The sequence below is a fragment of the Pseudomonas sp. CP4 genome, from assembly GCF_047758505.1.
Taxonomy (GTDB): domain Bacteria; phylum Pseudomonadota; class Gammaproteobacteria; order Pseudomonadales; family Pseudomonadaceae; genus Aquipseudomonas; species Aquipseudomonas fluorescens_AO.
The window spans coordinates 128288-147519 of sequence record NZ_CP180489.1 but is presented as its reverse complement, the minus strand read 5'-3'; the positions used below and the strand labels follow the sequence as shown (position 1 = coordinate 147519).

13 protein-coding genes and 1 tRNA gene are annotated in these 19232 nt (G+C 61.4%); 4 read left to right on the top strand and 10 right to left on the bottom strand.

Annotated features, from left to right (window positions below):
* The 3 genes from ACMYUN_RS00560 to ACMYUN_RS00550 form a co-directional block, all read right to left on the bottom strand.
* Positions 1-1320, bottom strand: a complete 1320-nt coding sequence (locus ACMYUN_RS00560; RefSeq protein ID WP_415764013.1) for an iron-containing redox enzyme family protein — start codon at positions 1318-1320, stop codon at positions 1-3.
* 156 nt (positions 1321-1476) lie between these two features.
* Positions 1477-2406, bottom strand: coding sequence for a ZIP family metal transporter (locus ACMYUN_RS00555; RefSeq protein ID WP_415762414.1), 930 nt, complete (start codon positions 2404-2406; stop codon positions 1477-1479).
* Between the two features lie 15 nt (positions 2407-2421).
* A complete protein-coding gene (locus ACMYUN_RS00550) occupies positions 2422-3648 on the bottom strand; it encodes a zinc-dependent alcohol dehydrogenase (RefSeq protein WP_415762412.1) in 1227 nt (408 codons plus the stop codon).
* A 374-nt stretch (positions 3649-4022) separates the two neighbouring features.
* Between ACMYUN_RS00550 and ACMYUN_RS00545 the strand changes: the two genes are divergently transcribed.
* The 4 genes from ACMYUN_RS00545 (at position 4023) to ACMYUN_RS00530 (ending at position 9310) form a co-directional block, all read left to right on the top strand.
* Positions 4023-5609 (top strand): ABC-F family ATPase, encoded by a 1587-nt coding sequence (locus ACMYUN_RS00545; protein WP_016774693.1) that lies wholly within the window; start codon positions 4023-4025, stop codon positions 5607-5609.
* 312 nt (positions 5610-5921) lie between these two features.
* Positions 5922-7109 carry an MFS transporter gene (locus ACMYUN_RS00540; protein ID WP_129999361.1) on the top strand — a complete coding sequence of 396 codons (1188 nt, stop codon included), beginning with the start codon at positions 5922-5924 and terminating at the stop codon, positions 7107-7109.
* 93 nt (positions 7110-7202) lie between these two features.
* Entirely contained in the window at positions 7203-8498 is a 1296-nt protein-coding gene (locus ACMYUN_RS00535; RefSeq protein ID WP_415762411.1) for an OprD family porin, read from the top strand.
* 452 nt (positions 8499-8950) lie between these two features.
* The gene (locus tag ACMYUN_RS00530; protein WP_415762410.1) at positions 8951-9310 is read left to right on the top strand and encodes a DUF6124 family protein; all 360 of its coding nucleotides are present in this window, start codon (positions 8951-8953) and stop codon (positions 9308-9310) included.
* A gap of 356 nt (positions 9311-9666) precedes the next feature.
* Here ACMYUN_RS00530 and ACMYUN_RS00525 read toward each other — a convergent pair.
* The 7 genes from ACMYUN_RS00525 to fdnG all read right to left on the bottom strand — a co-directional run bounded on the left by ACMYUN_RS00525 (position 9667) and on the right by fdnG (position 19001).
* A tRNA-Sec gene (locus ACMYUN_RS00525) sits at positions 9667-9762 on the bottom strand.
* Positions 9763-9767: 5 nt separating this feature from the next.
* Complete coding sequence (gene selB, locus ACMYUN_RS00520) at positions 9768-11684, bottom strand: selenocysteine-specific translation elongation factor (RefSeq protein ID WP_415764012.1); 1917 nt, start codon at positions 11682-11684, stop codon at positions 9768-9770.
* On the bottom strand, positions 11681-13093 hold the full coding sequence (gene selA / locus ACMYUN_RS00515; protein WP_415762409.1) for an L-seryl-tRNA(Sec) selenium transferase: 1413 nt from the start codon (positions 13091-13093) through the stop codon (positions 11681-11683). Before selA ends, selB begins: the two co-directional genes overlap by 4 nt.
* A 314-nt stretch (positions 13094-13407) precedes the next feature.
* On the bottom strand, positions 13408-14334 hold the full coding sequence (gene fdhE / locus ACMYUN_RS00510) for a formate dehydrogenase accessory protein FdhE (protein WP_415762408.1): 927 nt from the start codon (positions 14332-14334) through the stop codon (positions 13408-13410).
* A 3-nt stretch (positions 14335-14337) separates the two neighbouring features.
* Positions 14338-15003 (bottom strand): formate dehydrogenase subunit gamma, encoded by a 666-nt coding sequence (locus tag ACMYUN_RS00505; RefSeq protein WP_129999368.1) that lies wholly within the window; start codon positions 15001-15003, stop codon positions 14338-14340.
* A complete protein-coding gene (fdxH, locus tag ACMYUN_RS00500) occupies positions 15000-15935 on the bottom strand; it encodes a formate dehydrogenase subunit beta (RefSeq protein ID WP_129999369.1) in 936 nt (311 codons plus the stop codon). Before fdxH ends, ACMYUN_RS00505 begins: the two co-directional genes overlap by 4 nt.
* Positions 15936-19001, bottom strand: coding sequence for a formate dehydrogenase-N subunit alpha (gene fdnG, locus ACMYUN_RS00495; protein WP_415762407.1), 3066 nt, complete (start codon positions 18999-19001; stop codon positions 15936-15938).
* Positions 19002-19232 lie beyond the last annotated feature (231 nt).

The window sequence follows — 19232 nt, the reverse complement described above, 5'->3', positions numbered from 1 at the left end:
TCAACGCAAGCGGGCGCGCAGTTGGATGAAGCGACGCGTCGCGAAAAGTCCGGCCGGGCGCCAGTGCCGCTGCGGTTGCAGCCAAGGCATCAACAATGCCATTTGCTCGGCGGCAGGCTTGTCAGCCAGTGCCGCTTCCAGATTGAGCAGATCGGCATCATCGTCAAAGGTTTCCTCGACAGCGGCTTCACGGCGCACGTAAGGCCGAGGCCGGGATGCCGGGCAATCCTGAGTGATCCAGTCACGCAACAGCTGTTTTTCATAGCCGTTGAACACACCAAACATCGCCGCATCGCTGCCGTCGATCAAACGCCAGAAACGGCTTTCTTCCACCGCCTCACCGCGCTTGATCCAGCTCTTGCGCTCCAGCGCCGAGAGGAATTCGCCCATTTGCCCCGGCGTGGCCAGCCATTGGTTGATGGTGCGGTTTTCGATGCGGCAGTAATCGGAATGCATGTGCCGACCGAACACCGCTTTGCGCTCAAGCATGGCGATCACTTCGCGGTCCAGATCGAACTCTTTGATCACTGCGGTGGTGCCCTTGCCGACATCATTCAGGCGATAACCGACGGCCATGCGCCGGTAGAATTCGTCGCGCTCTTCGCCCAGCGGCATCAGCTCGAGCATCGATTGCACGGCTTTGCGTGCATGACCCGTGCTGGCGTTGTCGATGGTCACATGTAAGCGGAAATAATGCGGATCGATGCCCAGCTCTGCCAGCTCATACGCAGTGATCAACAAGTGCAGCGGCAATTGCTCGTAGCCCAGATTGAAGCCGATGACTTCCGGCAGAAACTGCCCGCCGAAGCGTCCCAGTGCCAACTGCACCGCGCCTTGCAGAAAATACTCGTCAGCAAGACCGCTCAGATCGGAGCAATCGTGCTCGGCGAGCAGTTTGCGATAGATCACCACATGGTTCTGCCGAGGCACGCCCTCGCCCAACTCTTCAAGGTAGGTGTCGAGCAAGTCATCGAAACGAGGATCCTGCCACTGCGGCAACAGCCCGGCCAGCCAAGCGCCATCGACCTCTTTGGTCGGTGCCACATGCAGAATGAAGTACAACGCGTGGGATTTGTTGCGGAAATAGCGGCGTGGCCCGCCCTGCTGGCGTTGTTCAAGGTATTCAGCGTATTCGGCAGCCACGCTGGCGCAACGGCTTTCGGACCATTGCAACAACTCTTCGGCGGTAGCCGGCAAATCGTCAGGCAGCGCAGCCGCCTTGCTCAATTGCCGGCGCAAAAAGTCCAGTGCCGCGCGATCAACCGTGGAGTCTTCCGCCAGCAATCGGTCATAGAGCCGGCGCTCGGTATCCGCCGGCATGGATGTTTTACCCGAAGACTTCCTGGTCGGGATTTCGATCAGCGACATGACTCATTCCCCTGCGTTATTGGCATTGCCTATAAACGAAAGAGTGATTGGCGCTGAAAAAAATTCCTTTTTTGTGCGTGGCGATACGCTCAGTGGCGTGTGAGGGTTTTAGCCCAAAGCGGTATCGAGAAACATCATCACGCCAAAGCCGAGCATCAGCCCGAGCGTGGCCGGGGTTTCGTGACCGTTGCGGTGAGTTTCCGGAATCACTTCATGGGAAACCACGAAAATCATCGCGCCCGCAGCCAGACCCATCGCCACCGGAAAGCCCAACGCGAAGCTGTTGGTGACGCTCAAACCGATAATCGCGCCCAACGGTTCCATCAGTCCTGAAGCGGCGGCAATCAACGCCGCGCGACCGGCGGTAATGCCAGTGACCCGCAGCGCCAACGCCACGGCCAAGCCTTCAGGGATGTCCTGAATGGCAATGGCGGTGGTCAGCGGCAGGCCGATTTTCATGTCGCCGGTGGCGAAGCTGACGCCGATCGCCATGCCTTCCGGGAGGTTGTGCAGCGTGATCGCCAAGACAAACAGCCAGACCCGATTGAAGCGCTTCGCCTCAGGCCCGCGCCGCCCGCTTTTTTCATGTTCATGCGGGACGAAGCGGTCGAGGCCGACCATCAACGCCACGCCCAGAGCCATGCCGGCCACGACGACGGCCGCGGCGAGCATGGGACTGCTCACCGCCTCCTTCGCCGCCGCGATGCCCGGCAGGATCAATGAAAAGGAACTGGCCGCCAGCATCATCCCCGCCGCAAACCCGAGCATGGTGTCCTGGGTTCGCGAAGTAATCGCCCGCAACGCCAAGGCCAATAACGCACCGACTGCCGTAGCGGCAAAACCCGACAGCCCGCCAAGGCTGGCGAGGCGCAAGGTGTCGCGGCCCGTACTGACCAAACCAGTGTAGCCACTGATCAGCAGCAACACGGTCACACCGACCAGGGTCAGCCAGAAAATGCGCCCTCCCCAGCCAGTACGCGCCAGGCTGACAAACCATGCGCGCATGGGGGCTGCGAACGAAGATGACGGTAGCGCCATGAAAACTCCTCGGTTTCAGGTGGCCGGTGCGAACGGCGTGGTTTCATCCATCTGCGCCAGCGGAACATCGCTGCCACCCGGGGTCAGAATCACCTTGCGGCATTCTTCCTGTTTTTTATTGAAGATCTTGTAGCCCTCGGCGGCCTGTTCCAGCGACAGCCTGTGGGTGATGATCGCCTCGGGCTGCAACTTGCCGGTTTCGATGTAGCCAAGCAGTTCGGGCAGAAAACGCTGCACATGAGTCTGGCCCATTTTGAAGGTCAGGCCCTTGTCGAAAGCGTCGCCGAACATAAAGCCATGGATGAAACCGGCATATACGCCCGGGACGCTGACCACACCACCGCGCCGGACGGCCGCGATGCACTGGCGCAAGGCCTTGCCGCTGCTGCCTTCGAGCTTGAGTGTAGCCATGACCGTTTCGGTGGTGCTGCCCTTGGCTTCAAGGCCGACGGCGTCGACCACCGCATCAACGCCGCGGTGGCCTGGGGTCTGGCTGGTGATCGTGTCGGCCGGGTCATCGTCCTCATCGAAGTTGATCGGAATCACCCCGTAGGTGCGCTGTGCGTAATCAAGGCGGTACTGATGGTGATCGACCATGAAGATCTGCTCGGCGCCGAGCATTCTGGCGCAGGCTGCGGTCAACAAACCGACCGGGCCGGCGCCGTAGATGGCCAGACTCGAACCTTGCACCACGCCGGCGTTGATCACGGCTTGCCAGGCAGTCGGCAGGATGTCAGAGAGAAACAGTACTTTCTCGTCCGACAGCGTGCCCGGCACCTTGAACGGGCCGGTATTGGCTTTTGGCACCCGCACCAATTCCGCCTGGCCGCCGGGAATTCCGCCATACAAGCGGCTGTAGCCGAACAGCGCCGCCGGTGGCGGAATCATTTTCTTGTTCAGCGCCGCGCCGGGACCTTCGTTGGTGGTCTCGCAAGCGGCATAAAGCTCTTGCTGGCAGAAGAAGCAATCGCCGCAGGCGATCACGAAAGGGATCACCACCCGATCGCCGCGCTGCACAGCGGTGACGCCTGGACCGGTTTCTTCGACGATGCCCATGAACTCGTGGCCAAAGATATCGCCGTGTTCGACGGTGGGTATCTTGCCTCGGTACAGGTGCAGGTCCGACCCGCAGATGGCGGTGGCGGTGACGCGCAGGATGATGTCGTCGGCGGCTTCAAGTTTCGGGTCCGGTACGGTTTCGACGCGCACATCATGAGCGCCGTGATAGGTCATTGCTCGCATGGCTTGGTCCTCACTCGATTGAACGAAATGGCTACTGCTCCACTTTCCGAAGTGAAAATGGCCGAGTGAGTTCATTCGGGTTTTCGAGATTTTGATCAGCGGATATCGATCGCTTCTCGGACGCGCCGATGCGTACGCCCGTTTGCCTGCCATATAACTGCCGTCTGAGTTATGCGACAATGCGCGCCAATGTCCAACAAGAACCCCGCACTCTTCGCTCAGCAGCTTGCCTTCAACGGCCCCAGTTGCGGACGGCTTATGCGCGTTGGCTCAACTCAAGCACAGACTGGGGGGAGCTGGAAAAGCTCCAGATTGGTACTCAAGTTTGTACCAGGCATCACAGACCAGCTCTAACCCATTGATAGGTAAGGTAATTGATCTCCACAGCTAACATCACGATGCAGTTTGGCGCCAAGCCGCTGTTCGAAAACGTTTCGGTCAAATTCGGCGCAGGCAACCGCTACGGCCTGATCGGTGCCAACGGTTGCGGCAAGTCGACCTTCATGAAAATCCTCGGCGGCGATCTCGACCCGTCCGGCGGTCAGGTCATGCTCGAGCCGAACGTGCGTCTGGGTAAGCTGCGCCAGGATCAGTTCGCCTACGAAGAATTCACCGTGATCGACACCGTGATCATGGGCCACGAAGAGCTGTGGAAGGTCAAGGCCGAGCGCGATCGCATCTACTCGCTGGCTGAAATGTCCGAAGAGGACGGCATGGCCGTCGCCGAGCTGGAAACCGAATTCGCCGAGATGGACGGCTACACCGCCGAATCCCGCGCCGGCGAACTGTTGCTGGGTCTGGGCATTCCGCTGGAACAGCATTTCGGACCGATGAGCGAAGTCTCGCCAGGCTGGAAACTGCGCGTATTGCTGGCGCAGGCACTGTTCTCCGATCCGGAAGTGCTGTTGCTCGACGAACCGACCAACCACCTGGACATCAACACCATTCGCTGGCTGGAAAACATTCTGACCCAGCGCAACAGCCTGATGATCATCATCTCCCACGACCGTCACTTCCTGAACAGCGTGTGCACGCACATGGCTGACCTGGATTACGGCGAGCTGCGTCTGTTCCCGGGCAACTACGACGAATACATGACCGTGGCGACCCAGTCCCGCGAGCAGCTGCTGTCGGACAACGCCAAGAAGAAAGCGCAGATTTCCGAACTGCAATCGTTCGTCAGCCGCTTCTCGGCCAACGCCTCGAAAGCCAAGCAGGCCACCTCCCGCGCCAAGGCGATCGACAAGATCCAGCTGGCCGAGGTCAAGCCTTCCAGCCGTGTCAGCCCGTTCATTCGTTTCGAACAGAACAAGAAGCTGCACCGTCAGGCGGTCATGGTCGAGAAAATGGCCAAGGGTTTCGATGGCAAGCCCCTGTTCAAGGACTTCAGCTTCCAGGTTGAAGCCGGCGAGCGCGTTGCGATCATCGGCCCGAACGGTATCGGCAAGACCACCCTGCTGCGCACCCTGGTCAACGAACTGACCCCGGACGCCGGTAGTGTGAAATGGACCGACGCCGCTGAACTGGGCTACTACGCTCAGGACCACGCTCACGACTTCGAAGACGACGTCACCCTGTTCGACTGGATGGGTCAGTGGACCCAGGGCGAGCAGATGATTCGCGGTACTTTGGGCCGCATGCTGTTCTCCAACGACGAGATCCTCAAGTCGGTCAAGGTCATCTCCGGTGGTGAGCAAGGCCGCATGCTGTTCGGCAAGCTGATCCTGCAAAAGCCGAACGTGCTGATCATGGACGAACCGACCAACCACTTGGACATGGAATCGATCGAGGCGCTGAACCTGGCGCTGGAAAACTACCCGGGCACGCTGATTTTCGTCAGCCACGACCGTGAGTTCGTATCGTCCCTGGCCACGCGCATCATCGAGCTGAGCCCGAACGGCGTGACCGACTTCAGCGGCACTTATGACGACTACCTGCGTAGCCAGGGCGTTGTTTTCTAAGAGCAGCTTTTAGTTTCAAGCGGCAAGCTGCAAGTTAAAAGCCCTGTCCTTTGTGACGGGGCTTTTTGCATTCGGCGTTTGGGAATTGTGGATGCGCAGAAATTCGCGAGCAGGCTCGCTCCTACATTGGTTGCGTGGTGGGTCAGCAATCAACCGGTGCACCCAAACCCTGTGGGAGCGAGCTTGCTCGCGAAGGGGCCCTCAGCTTCACCACCCAGATCCGACGGATTAATAGTTAGCCTGCTTTCATTTATCCCAGCCCCGCGCCATGATGTTCGCAACTCTCCCACCGCCACCCGCGAACGAGTGCTCATGTCTGCGCAGCCACTGCCACCGCAAAGCTCCCTGGCGATCACCCTGCAGATCGTCTCCATCGTTTTCTACACCTTCATTGCCTTTCTCTGCATCGGGTTGCCGATTGCGGTATTGCCCGGTTACGTCCATGAGCAACTGGGTTTCAGCGCGATCATTGCCGGCCTGGTGATCGGCTCGCAGTATCTGGCCACCCTGCTCAGCCGGCCCATGGCCGGGCGCATGTCGGACACGCTCGGGACCAAGCGGGCGATCATTTATGGCTTGTGGGGAATTGTCCTCAGCGGCGCGCTGACCCTGCTGTCGACCTTGCTGCAGAGCTTTCCGCTGACCAGCCTGCTGATCCTGATTGCCGGGCGTCTGTTGCTCGGTATTGCTCAAGGCCTGATCGGCGTCGGCACCATCAGTTGGTGCATGGGCCAGGTCGGTGTCGAGCACACGGCGAAATCCATCGGCTGGAACGGCATCGCCTCCTACGGCGCGATTGCCATCGGCGCGCCGCTGGGTGTGGTGATGGTTGCTGAGTACGGTTTCGTCAGCCTTGGCATTGCGCTGTCGGCGTTGGCGGCCGGTGCGTTGTGGTTGATCCGCAACAAGCCATCGGTGCCAGTGATTCGCGGTGAGCGCCTGTCGTTCTGGGCGGTGTTCGGCAAGATTGCGCCGTACGGCACCAGCCTGACCCTGGCCTCGATCGGCTACGGCACGCTGACCACCTTCATCACCCTGTATTACCTCAACCGAGGCTGGACCGGCGCGGCTTACTGCCTGACCGTGTTTGGCGTTTGTTTCATTCTGTCGCGGCTGTTGTTTATCTCGGCCATCGCCCGGTTTGGCGGCTTTGCCTCGGCCATCGCCTGCATGACAGTGGAAACCATTGGGCTGGTGATGCTGTGGCTGGCGCCTTCCACCGCGTATGCCCTGATTGGCGCGGGGCTGGCGGGGTTCGGGCTGTCGCTGGTGTACCCGGCGCTGGGGGTTGAAGCAATCAAGCAAGTGCCGAGTTCGAGTCGCGGCTCAGGGCTGGGAGCTTATGCCGTGTTCTTCGACCTGGCCTTGGCAATTGCCGGGCCGCTGATGGGCGCGGTGGCGTTGAACCTGGGTTATTCGTGGATTTTCTTCAGCGCAGCACTGCTGTCGGTGACCGGACTGGGCCTGACTTTGCTGCTCAAGCGCCGGGCAATGGCCTGACTCTGGCCAGCGCCAACTGAGCACATCGACCCAATCCTCTTGGCTCGGCACAGTCGATCATCAGCGCCATCCCAATTGCCGCCGGCCCTGACCATGATCAACTGCGCCCCCTCGCGCTTCACCCTGCTTGCACTGTTCTGCAGCCTCAGCGCTAGCGCCTGCGCCGATGGTTTTTTCGCCGATGCGAAAAGCGATGTACTGCTGCGCAACTTTTACCTGAGCAACGATTACCGCTCGCTAACACCCTCCGGTAAAAACTACAAACAGGAGTGGGCTCAAGGAGTTATAGGTAACTTCTCATCAGGTTTCACCGATGGAGCCGTCGGTTTCGGCATCGACGCCCACGCCTTCGCCGGCCTGAAACTCGACGGCGGCAAGGGTCACTCCGGCACCGGTCTGCTGCCGGTCGACAGCGATGGTCGCAGCGAACATGACTACTCCAGCGCTGGCGGTGCAGTCAAGCTGAAAGTCTCGCGCACTACCCTGGCCTTCGGCGAAATGACCGTGGAAACCCCGGTCTTCGACACGTCCGACAAACGCCTGCAACCGGAATACGCCACAGGCTTTCTGCTCAACAGCGCCGAGTTCAATAACGTCAATCTGGTCGCCGGCCATTTCACTGCGTTCAAGAATCAGGACAGCTCTTCCGGCCAAGGCGACTTCTACGGTTACGGCGCCAACACCGAAGCGGGCGGCATCAGCTTCGTCGGCGCCGACCTGTTCAGCAGCAGCCCGGTCGGCGGCGCGTTGTATGCCTCGGAACTGAGCGACACCTGGCATCAGTACTACGGCAACCTGCATTTCAAACAATCAGGTGTGTTGCTCGACGCCAACCTCTACCACACCCGCGATACCGGCCGCGCGTTGGCTGGCGAGATCGACAACACCGCGTTCAGCCTCTCCGGCAAGTACAGCTTCGGCCCCCACGCGGTGATGCTCGGCTGGCAACGGATCAATGGCGACACGCCGTTCGATTTCGTTGGTGGCGACTCGATCTACCTCGCCAACTCGATCAAATACGCCGACTTCAACGGCGCCAACGAACGCTCCTGGCAAGCCCGCTACGATTTCGACTTCGGCGCCCTGGGCGTCCCCGGCCTGAACTTCATGACCCGCTACGTCAGCGGCAGCCACATCGATGGCAGCCACGCGCCCCGAGGCGGCGTCTACAACCCGTTCGATGCCGACAGTGGCGACTATCAGCCGCAACAGGGTGATGACGGCAAACACTGGGAACGCGACATCGACTTGAAATACATCGTCCAGTCCGGCGCCGCGAAGGACTTGTCGGTGCAGCTGTCGCACGTCAGCCACCGCGCCAATGAAGCCCAGGCGGGAGATGACATTGACCGGATTTACGTGGTCGTTCAGTACCCGCTGGGTTTCTGAACCACCCACTCAGCTCTTGCTGACAACAGGATTCCAACTGTGGGAGCGAGCCTGCTCGCGAAGAGGCCATCGGGTTCGACGCAATTCTTCGATTTAAACGAAGCTGTTTAAAAGACACCTGCGGATACGGTCTCAAGGCTACAAATCCTTGCGCCGTTGCCTACAGCCAAGCCAGAATCCGCCGGCTTGTGCGCCTTGGGGACGGGTTCTATTGTGGTGCGGTCGCTGACGAATCAGCGATCGGGTTTAGCGATCCGACTCATTACAGACGCACCAATGCCCAGTCTCAATTGCATTTTTCGATCTGCACTTGATGTCATGGTGGCTGTGCGTGGGAGACCTTCGGGTCTACCCGGGGTTTCTGTGACCCGGATCGCTAACCTGCGTACAGCCGCCACCTTTACTTGTTTAGCGATGAGCCGTGGCGGCTAAATCAACCACGGAGTCTCACCATGATCAAACCAACACCCAACCCACCCGAATCCGACCCCACCTCCCCCTACGAATCCCTCGATTCGAAAAAACTTCACCAAGCCGCCGACCGCGCCCTCGACCATTACCTCTGCACGCCCGGCTCCACCCCGCCACCCTACAGCCCCCGCGCCATGTACGCCGTCACTGCCGACACCAAAAACGAAGACCTGCTGGCCAACGCCTGCGAAACCCTCGCCTCGGACAAAACCATCGCCCAGGAATTCGCCGGACTGGTCAAGCCATCGCAGCGCCGAACGTTGATGGGGATTGCGCAACTGATCATGCTCGGGGAACTGGCGGTGAATCGGGTGCTGGATAATCTGGAGCTGCCGGGATAATGCGAGCCGGCTGAATTATCCGGTGTCCGTGCCGGCCTCTTCGCGAGCAAGCTCGCTCCCACATTTGATCTTGGTCGGATACAAGTTCTGCGACCTCTGCAAGATCCCTGTGGGAGCGAGCTTGCTCGCGAAGGCTGAGTGTCAGTCGACCTCCCCGTCACTGACCCAATTTTTTCGCGGGCAAGCCCGCTCCCACATTTGATCCATGTCGGACACAAATCCTGCAACACCTGAAGGTCCCTGTGGGAGCGGGCTTGCTCGCGAAGGCTGACTGTCAGTCGACTTCCCCGTCACTGACACAATGCTTTCGCGAGCAAGCTCGCTCCTGCAGTGGATTGCGGATGGCTATGAAAAACTGGCGGAAGACAGCCGGAGTCGAACCTGCCCGGGAACGGATGCCGTCCCCAACCGGGTTTGAAGCCCGGCCGCGCCACCGGGCGCGATTGTCTTCCTGAACTCAGGGTGCGCAGGCGTTAGCCAGTGCGTTGTCGGGGCGAATCTGGCGGGATTCGCCGAGGCGTCGGGTCAGGCCGAGTCGGTCGAAATATTCCAGATACTGAATACACCGTTTGCGTCCCAAGCCTAGCGCATCGCGGAAAGTTGTCACTTCGATCGCTGGATTTTCTTCGGCGAGTTTCAGCAGCAGCGCCGCCATTTGCCGCAGGACGATGTCGCTGATGAACAGGTCGCGCACCACCTGGTGCATCAGGCCAAGGCGTGAGAGTTTGCGTAGCAGCAAGCGGACGCTGGCGTCTTCTTCGCCGAGCACTTTCGCGGCGTCGCGCACCCATGGCGGGTCGAAACCGGCCTGTTCGAACAACGGCTGTAATTGCTGCCAGAGGTTTTCGTCGTCGGCGTTCAGGCGCACTTGGTGATCAGGCAGGTGCAACCAGGGCCCGCTGGTGAGGATTGAGCCGGCGTTGAGCAATTCGTCGAGCAGGCTGATGAACGTCGAACGTTCCAGGGCCAGCGCGCTGAAGCGGCGCAGGCGATCGCGGTCCGGGCCCATCTGGTCGGGTTCCTGTTCGTGGAATCGCGCCAGTTGTTCGAGCAAGGTGAATTTCAGCTGGCCCCAGCGCTGGACGTTGAACAGCAGCGGGCCTTGACGGGTGTCGATCAGGCGGATGTTTTCCGCCAGCGTCCACTGCGCGCGCGGGCGGTTGAACTGGCGTTCCAGGCGTTGTGGGTCGAAGCCGCCGGGGCTGTTGTTGAGCAACGCTGGCAGGGCTTGTTCGAGGTTGACACTAAGGGCGAGGGTTTGCAGTTGCGCCAGACGTTCGGGGCTGCGGCGTTGGCGGGCCGGGGCGAACGGGTCGAGGACGATGCCGCCGCCAAGGGTGCGCTGGGCGCTGGAATCGCGCAGGATCAGCCGATCGCCTTTTACCGCGTGCACCGGTGCGTTGATCAGCAGCTGCGCGAACATGCGTTCGCCTGAGCTCAGGCGCGGGCCTTGCAACAAGGCGACGCGGGCGATGACGTCCTGGGTGCCGAGATGCAGATGTACCGGGTGAAAATGTTCAAAAGTACGCTCGCCGGGCAACAGCTGAAACTCGATGTCGATGCGCTGGGTCGGCGCATGCAGCCAGTCCGCCAGCAACCATTGGCCACGGTGGATCTGCGCCAGTTCCAGGCGCTCGCCGCTGAGGTTCAGCGCCACGCGCTGGCCAGCAAAGGCCTGCTCGGCGGCCTGATTCTGCGCGTGCAGGCCACGAATGCGCACCGATTTGCCCGCAGGCGTCAGAACCAGTTTCTCGCCCACTGCAACCGTGCCCGACAACGCCGTGCCGGTGACCACAATCCCCGCACCCGCGACGCTGAATGCACGGTCAATCGCCAGACGAAATCCGCCTTCGCAACTGCGTGCCTGCACTTCGCGCTGTGCCTGCAATAACGCCGCGCGCAACGCATCGACGCCCTGCCCGCTCACGCTCGACACGGTGAAGATCGGCGCCTCGGCAAACGGCCCCGGCGCCAGCAGATCGAGCACTTGGCGCTGCACCTCTTCCACCCTGCCCGTTCCGGTGCGATCGCACTTGGTGATCGCCACCAGGGCGCGGGGAATGCCGAGCAGTTCGACGATTGCCAGATGCTCGCGGGTCTGCGGCATCACGCCGTCGTCGGCCGCGACCACCAGCAACACCAGATCGATACCCTGCGCGCCGGCGAGCATGTTGTGGGTGAATTTTTCGTGGCCAGGCACATCGATGAAGCCAGTCAGCCCGGCGCCCGCTTCGAGTTCGGCATAAAGGTAACCGAGGTCGATGGTCATGCCGCGTTCGCGCTCCTGCGGGCGGCGGTCGCCGGTTTGTCCGGTCAGCGCCTGCAACAGCGTGGTCTTGCCGTGATCGATATGTCCTGCCGTGCCGACGATCACAGGTCGACCTGCAATTGCGCCAGCTGCGCCAGCCACGCCGGTTCATCGTCGAGCTGGCGCAGATCCAGCCACAGCGCATCGTCGTCGATCCGCCCGAGTACCGGGATCGGCAAACCGCGCAGCGCCGCTTCGAGATTGAGCAGATAACGCCCGCGCCAGCGTTTGGACACTTGCGGGCGACAACACAGCGCCGCGCTCGGCAGACGCGCCACCGGTTGGCTGCCGCTGCCGATCATGCCCAACGCCTTGACCGCGCTGACCAGCCAGGCCTCGCCCAACACATCGGCGAGCAACGGTTGCAAACGCACGGCCTGAGCATGAATCTCGGCGTGCGGACGGGTCAGCAGGCGCAGGCTCGGCAGACGCTCGGCGAGGCGATCCGGATCGCGGTACAAACCGAGCACCGCTTCCAGCGCGGCCAGGGTCAACTTGTCGACCCGCAGTGCGCGCTTCAGTGGATTCTTCTTGATCTTCGCGATCAGCTCTTTGCGCCCAACGATCAACCCGGCCTGCGGCCCACCGAGCAATTTGTCGCCGCTGAAGGTGACGATGTCGGCGCCATCGAGCAAGGCCTGACGCACCGTCGGTTCCGCCGGCAAACCCCAGCGCGTCAGGTCAAGCAGACTGCCGCTGCCCAGATCCTCCAGCAACGGTAAACCATGGGTGTGCGCCAACTCGGCAAGCTCAGCGGTCGGCACTCGCGCGGTAAAACCTTCGATGCTGTAGTTGCTGGCGTGTACGCGCATGATCAAGCCGCTGCGCGGGCCAATCGCCGCTTGGTAATCACGGGCATGGGTGCGGTTGGTGGTGCCGACTTCGTGCAGGCGCACGCCGGCGCGGGCCATGATGTCGGGGATGCGGAAGGCGCCGCCGATTTCGATCAGTTCACCGCGCGAAATGATGCCTTCCTTGCGGGCGCCGAGGCTGTTGAGGGTGAGCAACACGGCAGCGGCATTGTTGTTGACCACGGTCACCGCTTCGGCGCCGGTCAATTCGCGGATCAGGCCTTCGATCAAATCATCGCGATCACCGCGCTTGCCAGCGGCCAGATCGAATTCGAGATTGAGCGGATAGCGTGCGGCCATTTGCACTGCTTCGATGGCTTCCTCGGGCAGCAAGGCGCGACCAAGATTGGTGTGCAGCACCGTGCCGGTCAGGTTGAATACCCGCCGCACCTGACTGCGCTGCTGTTGCGCCAAGCGTTCGCCGACGCGCCCGGCAAGCACTTCGGCGCCGATTTCAACGGCGGACAGTTGCCCGCTCAACACACCGGGACGCAACTCATCGAGCAACTGACGCAGGCCCGTCAGCAAACAATCCCGGCCGTAACGCTCGGCCAACGGCGCGCACGCGGGGTGACGCAACAAGCCATCAATGGACGGCAACCGCAGGGCAACGCTGGAAGACATCAGCCACTCCTGTTTTGACTGGAAAGGAGCCTTCGGGAGCAAGCCCCCTCCCACACGGGTTTCAGCAGTGTAGACAAACTGCGGGAGCGGGCTTGCTGGCGAATGCGGTCAGTCAGTCGAAAATGATGTGCCTGAAACGCCCCATTCGCGAGCAAGCTCGCTCCTACAGGGAAATTCGGGGCTGACCGGGCTTTGTGATTCGGCACATAAACCTGTGGGAGCGAGCTTGCTCGCGAAGGCGGTAAGTCAGTCAAAATTAGGGGGCTGGAACGGCCCCTTCGGGAGCAAGCTCCCTCCCCCAGTTTCTCCACTCGTCATTCGTCGCCCGGCGCCAGCAGCAGATTCGGGGCCTGACGCTGATAACCATCCTGAGCCAGACGCATGTCCAGCAGCAAACTGCCGAGATCTGCCGACAACGCCTCGGCTTCGGCGTCGTTCTCCAGGTAGAGCAATTTCAGGTAGCTGTTGCAGCTCGGGCAGACTTCGGCGCGCAGCGGCGCCTGTTCGGCGCTGTGCCGGTCGTCTTCCTGGCTCAGATATTCAAGGCCCTTGCTCTGCTCGCAATACACGCACTTGACCCGCACCACATGCCATTCGCAGGCGCACAGCGAACACACCAGATAGCGCAAACCGTTGTGCTTGCCGCGATGGCGAATCACCCCGGCCATGGCCGGCGAACCACAGGCCGGGCATTGGCTGAGGCTATCGCCAGGCTTGAGTTGCAGATTTGGCACGCTGAGCAGCCAGTGGCTCCAAGCGGCTTGCAGCGCCGCGCCGAGAAACGGCACCAGCGCCGCCGGCACCAGCGAATATTGCCCACTGACCAGCGCCACCGCCCACGCGCGCAACTGGCCGGCACTGGCGCCGCGCAAAGTATCCAGCGCGTCGATCACCGCAGGCTGATTCGCTGGCGCATAGCGCTGCAGCAAAGTGTCGAGCCACGGCTGCCAAGCATCCTCGCGCACCAACGTGTCTGCCGCGAACGGCGGCAGACCATGCTGCTGACAGGCCTCGAAACGCTGCGCATCAAACGGCGCGGTCAGCGGCGGATCATCGAAAACCTGCTGCTGCGCCCGACACAATCCGGCCATCAGCCGCAGATAATCCGCCAGCCCATTGCCCTCGGCGAGACGCTCAAGGCGCTCGGCACGCAGGACAAACAGGTTACGTGGCGGCAGATACAGAAACGGCGGCGAACTGGCCGCCGCCTCGATTTCCCCAGGTTCAAGAATGCTTGGCAAAAGTCAGCCCTTTTTCGTCAGCGGTCGCTCGGGCACGTCCCGAGGCTGTTCGTCGCGGGTCACCTCGCGGTACCACAGTTCATGGTGTTTTCTCGCCCACGGGCGGCTGACCCAGCCATGTAGCATGGCGTCGACCGAACCCTTGATCCACAAACCGGCGTAGATGTGCACGATGATGCTCAGCACCAGCACGAACCCGGCCAGCGCATGCAACAGCATGGCCCAGCGGATCACACTGATGCCGAAATACACGCTGAACCACGCGCGCCAGATCACCAGCCCGGTGAACAGCAACCCGAGCATGCACAGCAGTAAAGTCCAGAACAGCAGCTTTTGCCCGGCGTTGTATTTGCCCACCGGCGGCACGCTTTCTTCGTCGTTGACCATCACCCGATTGATCCGCCGCAGCCACTGGCGATCATTGGCGATGAAGAAATTGGTGCGCCAGAAGCTGAACACCAGGCCGAGGAACAGCACGAACATCGCGATGCCCATGTACGGGTGCAGGATGCGCGTCCAGGTGCCGCCGCCGAACAGATTACTCAGCCAGAACAGCGACGGATGAAACAACGCCAGCCCGGACAATCCGGCCATGAAGAACAGGATCGCCACCAGCCAGTGATTGGTCCGCTGGTTGGCGCTGTAACGCAGGATCGTCTTGTTGCTCATGGCCGCTCCTCCCCGCGTGGATCAAAGGTGTGCACCGCCGGGTCGACGACGTGTACCGAGGTGTCGGGTGGCGTCGGATGGTCATCCTCCTCGACACGATTCGGGCCGATGCGCACGTAGTGGAAGAACCCGGCCAGCACCGCCGCGCCCATGGCCAGCAGGCCGAGAGGTTTGCTGATGCCTTTCCACAAGTCCACCAGCGGACTGATCGCCGGGTGATCCGGCAGTCCGGCGTAGATTTTTGGCGTGTCGGCGTGGTGCAGCACGTACATCACGTGGGTGCCGCCGACCCCGGCCGGGTCGTACAAACCAGCGTTTTCAAAGCCACGGCTTTTCAGGTCGACGATGCGTTCGGCGGCGTGTTCTTTCATGTCTTCCTTGGTGCCGAAGACGATGGCCCCGGTCGGGCAGGTTTTCACGCAGGCCGGCTCCAGCCCTACCGCTACGCGATCGGAACACAGCGTGCACTTGTAGGCCTTGTGGTCCTTTTGCGAAATACGCGGAATGTTGAACGGGCAACCGGTGATGCAATAGCCGCAACCGATGCAGTGGTCCTGATCGAAATCGACGATCCCGTTGGCGTGCTGAATGATCGCGCCGGGGCTTGGGCACGCGGCCAGACAACCGGGCTCGGCGCAATGCATGCAGCCGTCCTTGCGGATCAGCCATTCGAGGTTGCCGGCGTCGGTTTCGTGCTCGGTGAAGCGCATCAGCGTCCACGAATCCGCCGTCAGATCCTGCGGATTGTCGTAGGTGCCGTGGTTGTGGCCGACCTCGTCGCGCAGCTCGTTCCATTCCGAGCAGGCGACCTGGCAGGCCTTGCAGCCGATGCATTTGGTCGTGTCGATCAGCTTGGCAACGCCCTGCTGGGTTCTCACCGACGGCGGCACGGTGGTGGTGGCCGAGCGGGCAATGATGTCTTGGCTGGCCATTTACAGTTTCTCCACGTTGACTAGGAATGACTTGGATTCCGGGGTCTGTGTGTTGCCATCGCCGAGGAACGGCACCAGGGTGTTGGTCAGGTAACCGTGACGCGTCAGGCCGGTAAAACCCCAGTGCAGCGGAATGCCGATCTGATGCACGACCTGGCCGTTGACCTGCAGCGGCCGGATCCGTTTGGTCACCACCGCCACCGCTTCGATAAAGCCACGCTTGCAGCTAACCCGCACGCGATCACCGGCAGCGATGCCCTTCTCGTTCGCCAGCACCTCGCCGATTTCGACGAACTGCTCGGGCTGGGCAATCGCGTTCAACTTGCAGTGCTTGCTCCAGAAGTGGAAATGCTCGGTGAGCCGGTAACTGGTGCCGGCGTACGGGAAGTCCTTGGCTTCGCCGAGGGTTTCCCAAACCGAATCAAAGATCCGCGCCGCCGGGTTGCTGGTGGCCTTCTTGTTCTGCGGGTGCAGCGGATTGATGCCGATCGGCGTTTCGAACGGCTCGTAGTGCTCGGGGAATGGCCCTTCGTTCATCTTGTCGACGGCGAAGAACCGCGCCACGCCCTCGGGGTTCATGATGAACGGATTCATCCCGGCTTCCGGCGGCACGTCGGCTTTGTAGTCCGGCACATCGGTGCCGGTCCAGGCCTTGCCGTTCCACCACACCAGACGCTTTTTCGGGTCCCACGGTTTGCCCGCCGGGTCCGACGAGGCGCGGTTGTAAAGAATCCGCCGATTGGCCGGCCATGCCCACGCCCAGCCTTGATGCTGGTGCATGCCAAATGGGTCGGCGTTGTCGCGGCGGGCCATCTGGTTGCCGGCCTCGGTCCAGCTACCGGCGAAAATCCAGCAACCGGACGCAGTGCTGCCGTCATCCTTGAGCAAGCCGAAGCCGGCCAGTTGCGTACCGGCCTTGACCGTGACGCCGCTGGCATCGGTGAAATCGCTGACAGCGGTGCCGTTGATCTCCCGCGCCAGTTCTTCCGGCGAAGGCTCGTCGGGGATCTTGTACGGCCACGACAGTTTCAGCAGCGGATCAGGAAACTTGCCGCCCTCGCGCTGATAACGCTGGCGCAGGCGCAGGAACAGTTCGCTCATGATGCGAATGTCGGTCTGCGCTTCGCCCGGGCCGTCGGCGCCTTTCCAGTGCCATTGCAGCCAGCGGCTGCTGTTGACCAGCGAGCCGTCCTCTTCGGCAAAACAGGTAGTCGGCAGGCGAATGACTTCGGTCTGGATTTCCTCGGTTTTCACGTCGTTGTATGGCCCCACGTTCTGCCAGAACTCCGAGGTTTCCGTGGCCAGCGGGTCCATCACCACCAGCCACTTGAGCTTGGCCAAGGCGCCCATCACGCGGTTCTTGTCCGGCAACGCCGCGATCGGATTGAAGCCCTGGCAGAAGTAGCCGTTGACCTTGCCCTGGCTCATCAGGTCGAACATTTTCAGCACGTCGTAGTTGGGGATGTCGAGCTTGGGCAAATGGTCGAACAGCCAGTTGTTCTCGGCGGTGGCGTTGGCGCCGTACCAGGACTTCATCAGGCTGACGTGGAATTTGCTGTAGTTCTGCCAGTACGAGAGCTGCCCCGGTCTGAGCGGCACCTGCGTGCGTTTGAAGATGAACTGACCGTAATCCTGCTCGCTGTCGCTGGCCAGTGTGAGGTAGCCGGGCAAGGCATTGGACAGCAGGCCAAGGTCGGTCAGGCCCTGAATGTTCGAGTGCCCGCGCAAGGCATTGACCCCGCCGCCGGGCATGCCGACGTTGCCCAGCAGCAACTGCACCATCGCCGCGCTGCGGATGATTTGCGCGCCGATCGAGTGCTGCGTCCAGCCGAGCGCGTAGAGAATCGTCATGGTCTTGCCCGGTGTCGAGCAAGTGGCGATCTCTTCCCAGATCTTCTGCATGGCGTCGACCGGCATGCCGCAGATCTGGCTGGCCAGTTCGATGTTGTAGCGGCTGTAATGCTGCTTCATCAGTTGATAGACGCAGCGCGGATCTTGCAGGGTCGGATCGACGCGGACGAAACCGTCCTCGGCGAATTCGTAACCCCAGCCGGACTTGTCCGTGTAGCTACGTTTCTCCGCGTCATAGCCGCTGAACAGGCCGTCTTCGAAGCCATAGCCGGCTTTGACGATGAACGACACGTCGGTGTAATTGCGCACGTATTCGTGCTGGATCTTGTCCTCGGTCAGCAGGTAATTGATCAGCCCGCCCATGAAGGCGATGTCGGTGCCGGTACGGATCGGCGCGTAATAGTCGGCCACCGAAGCGGTCCGGGTAAAACGCGGATCGACCACGATCAGCCGCGCAGCATTGTGCGCCTTGGCCTCGGTCACCCATTTGAAGCCGCACGGATGCGCTTCTGCTGCGTTGCCGCCCATTACCAGGATCAGATTCGCGTTGGCGATATCGGTCCAGGTATTGGTCATGGCACCACGGCCGTACGTCGGGGCAAGACTTGCCACCGTCGGGCCGTGTCAGACACGCGCCTGGTTATCGAACCCCAGCAGGCCGAGGCTGCGAATCACCTTCTGGGTGATGTAGCCGGCTTCGTTGGATGCCGCCGACGCCGCGAGGAAACCCGTGGTCAGCCAGCGATTCACCGTTTGCCCGTTGGCATTTTTCTCGATGAAGTTGGCGTCGCGGTCGGCTTTCATCAGGTCGGCGATGCGATCGAGGGCTTCGTCCCAGCCGATGCGTGTCCATTCATTGCTGCCGGGCTTGCGCACTTGCGGGTACTGCAAGCGGCCGGGGCTGTGAATGAAGTCGAGCAGGCCCGCGCCTTTCGGGCACAGGGTGCCGCGATTGACCGGGTGGTCGGCGTCGCCTTCGATGTGAATGATGTTTTGCGCCACGTTTTTGCCGGCATCGCCCTGGCTGTACATGATCAAGCCGCAACCGACCGAGCAATACGGGCAGGTATTGCGGGTTTCACGGGTGTGGGCGAGCTTGAAGTGGCGCACCTGCTCGGCGAAGGCCGCCGTCGGGGCCATGCCCAACGCGCCCAGGCTTGAGCCTGCAAGGCCGATACCGGCGACCTTGAAGAACTGACGACGGCTGAGATCCATCGTGCACTCCTGATCAGGTGGAACCCGGTACTTGCGCCGGGCTTTATCTGGACAATCACGGTTGCAGCGCGACGGCGCTGACTTTTTCACTGTAGACAAAGACCTTGCGGACTGTGTGAAAACCGACCGTCGGGTGTGTGAGCGCAAAATTTGCCCTGCACCCCAATCCCTGTGGGAGCTGGCTTGCCAGCGATTGCGGTGGGTCAACAACACTTATGCCGACTGTGCCGA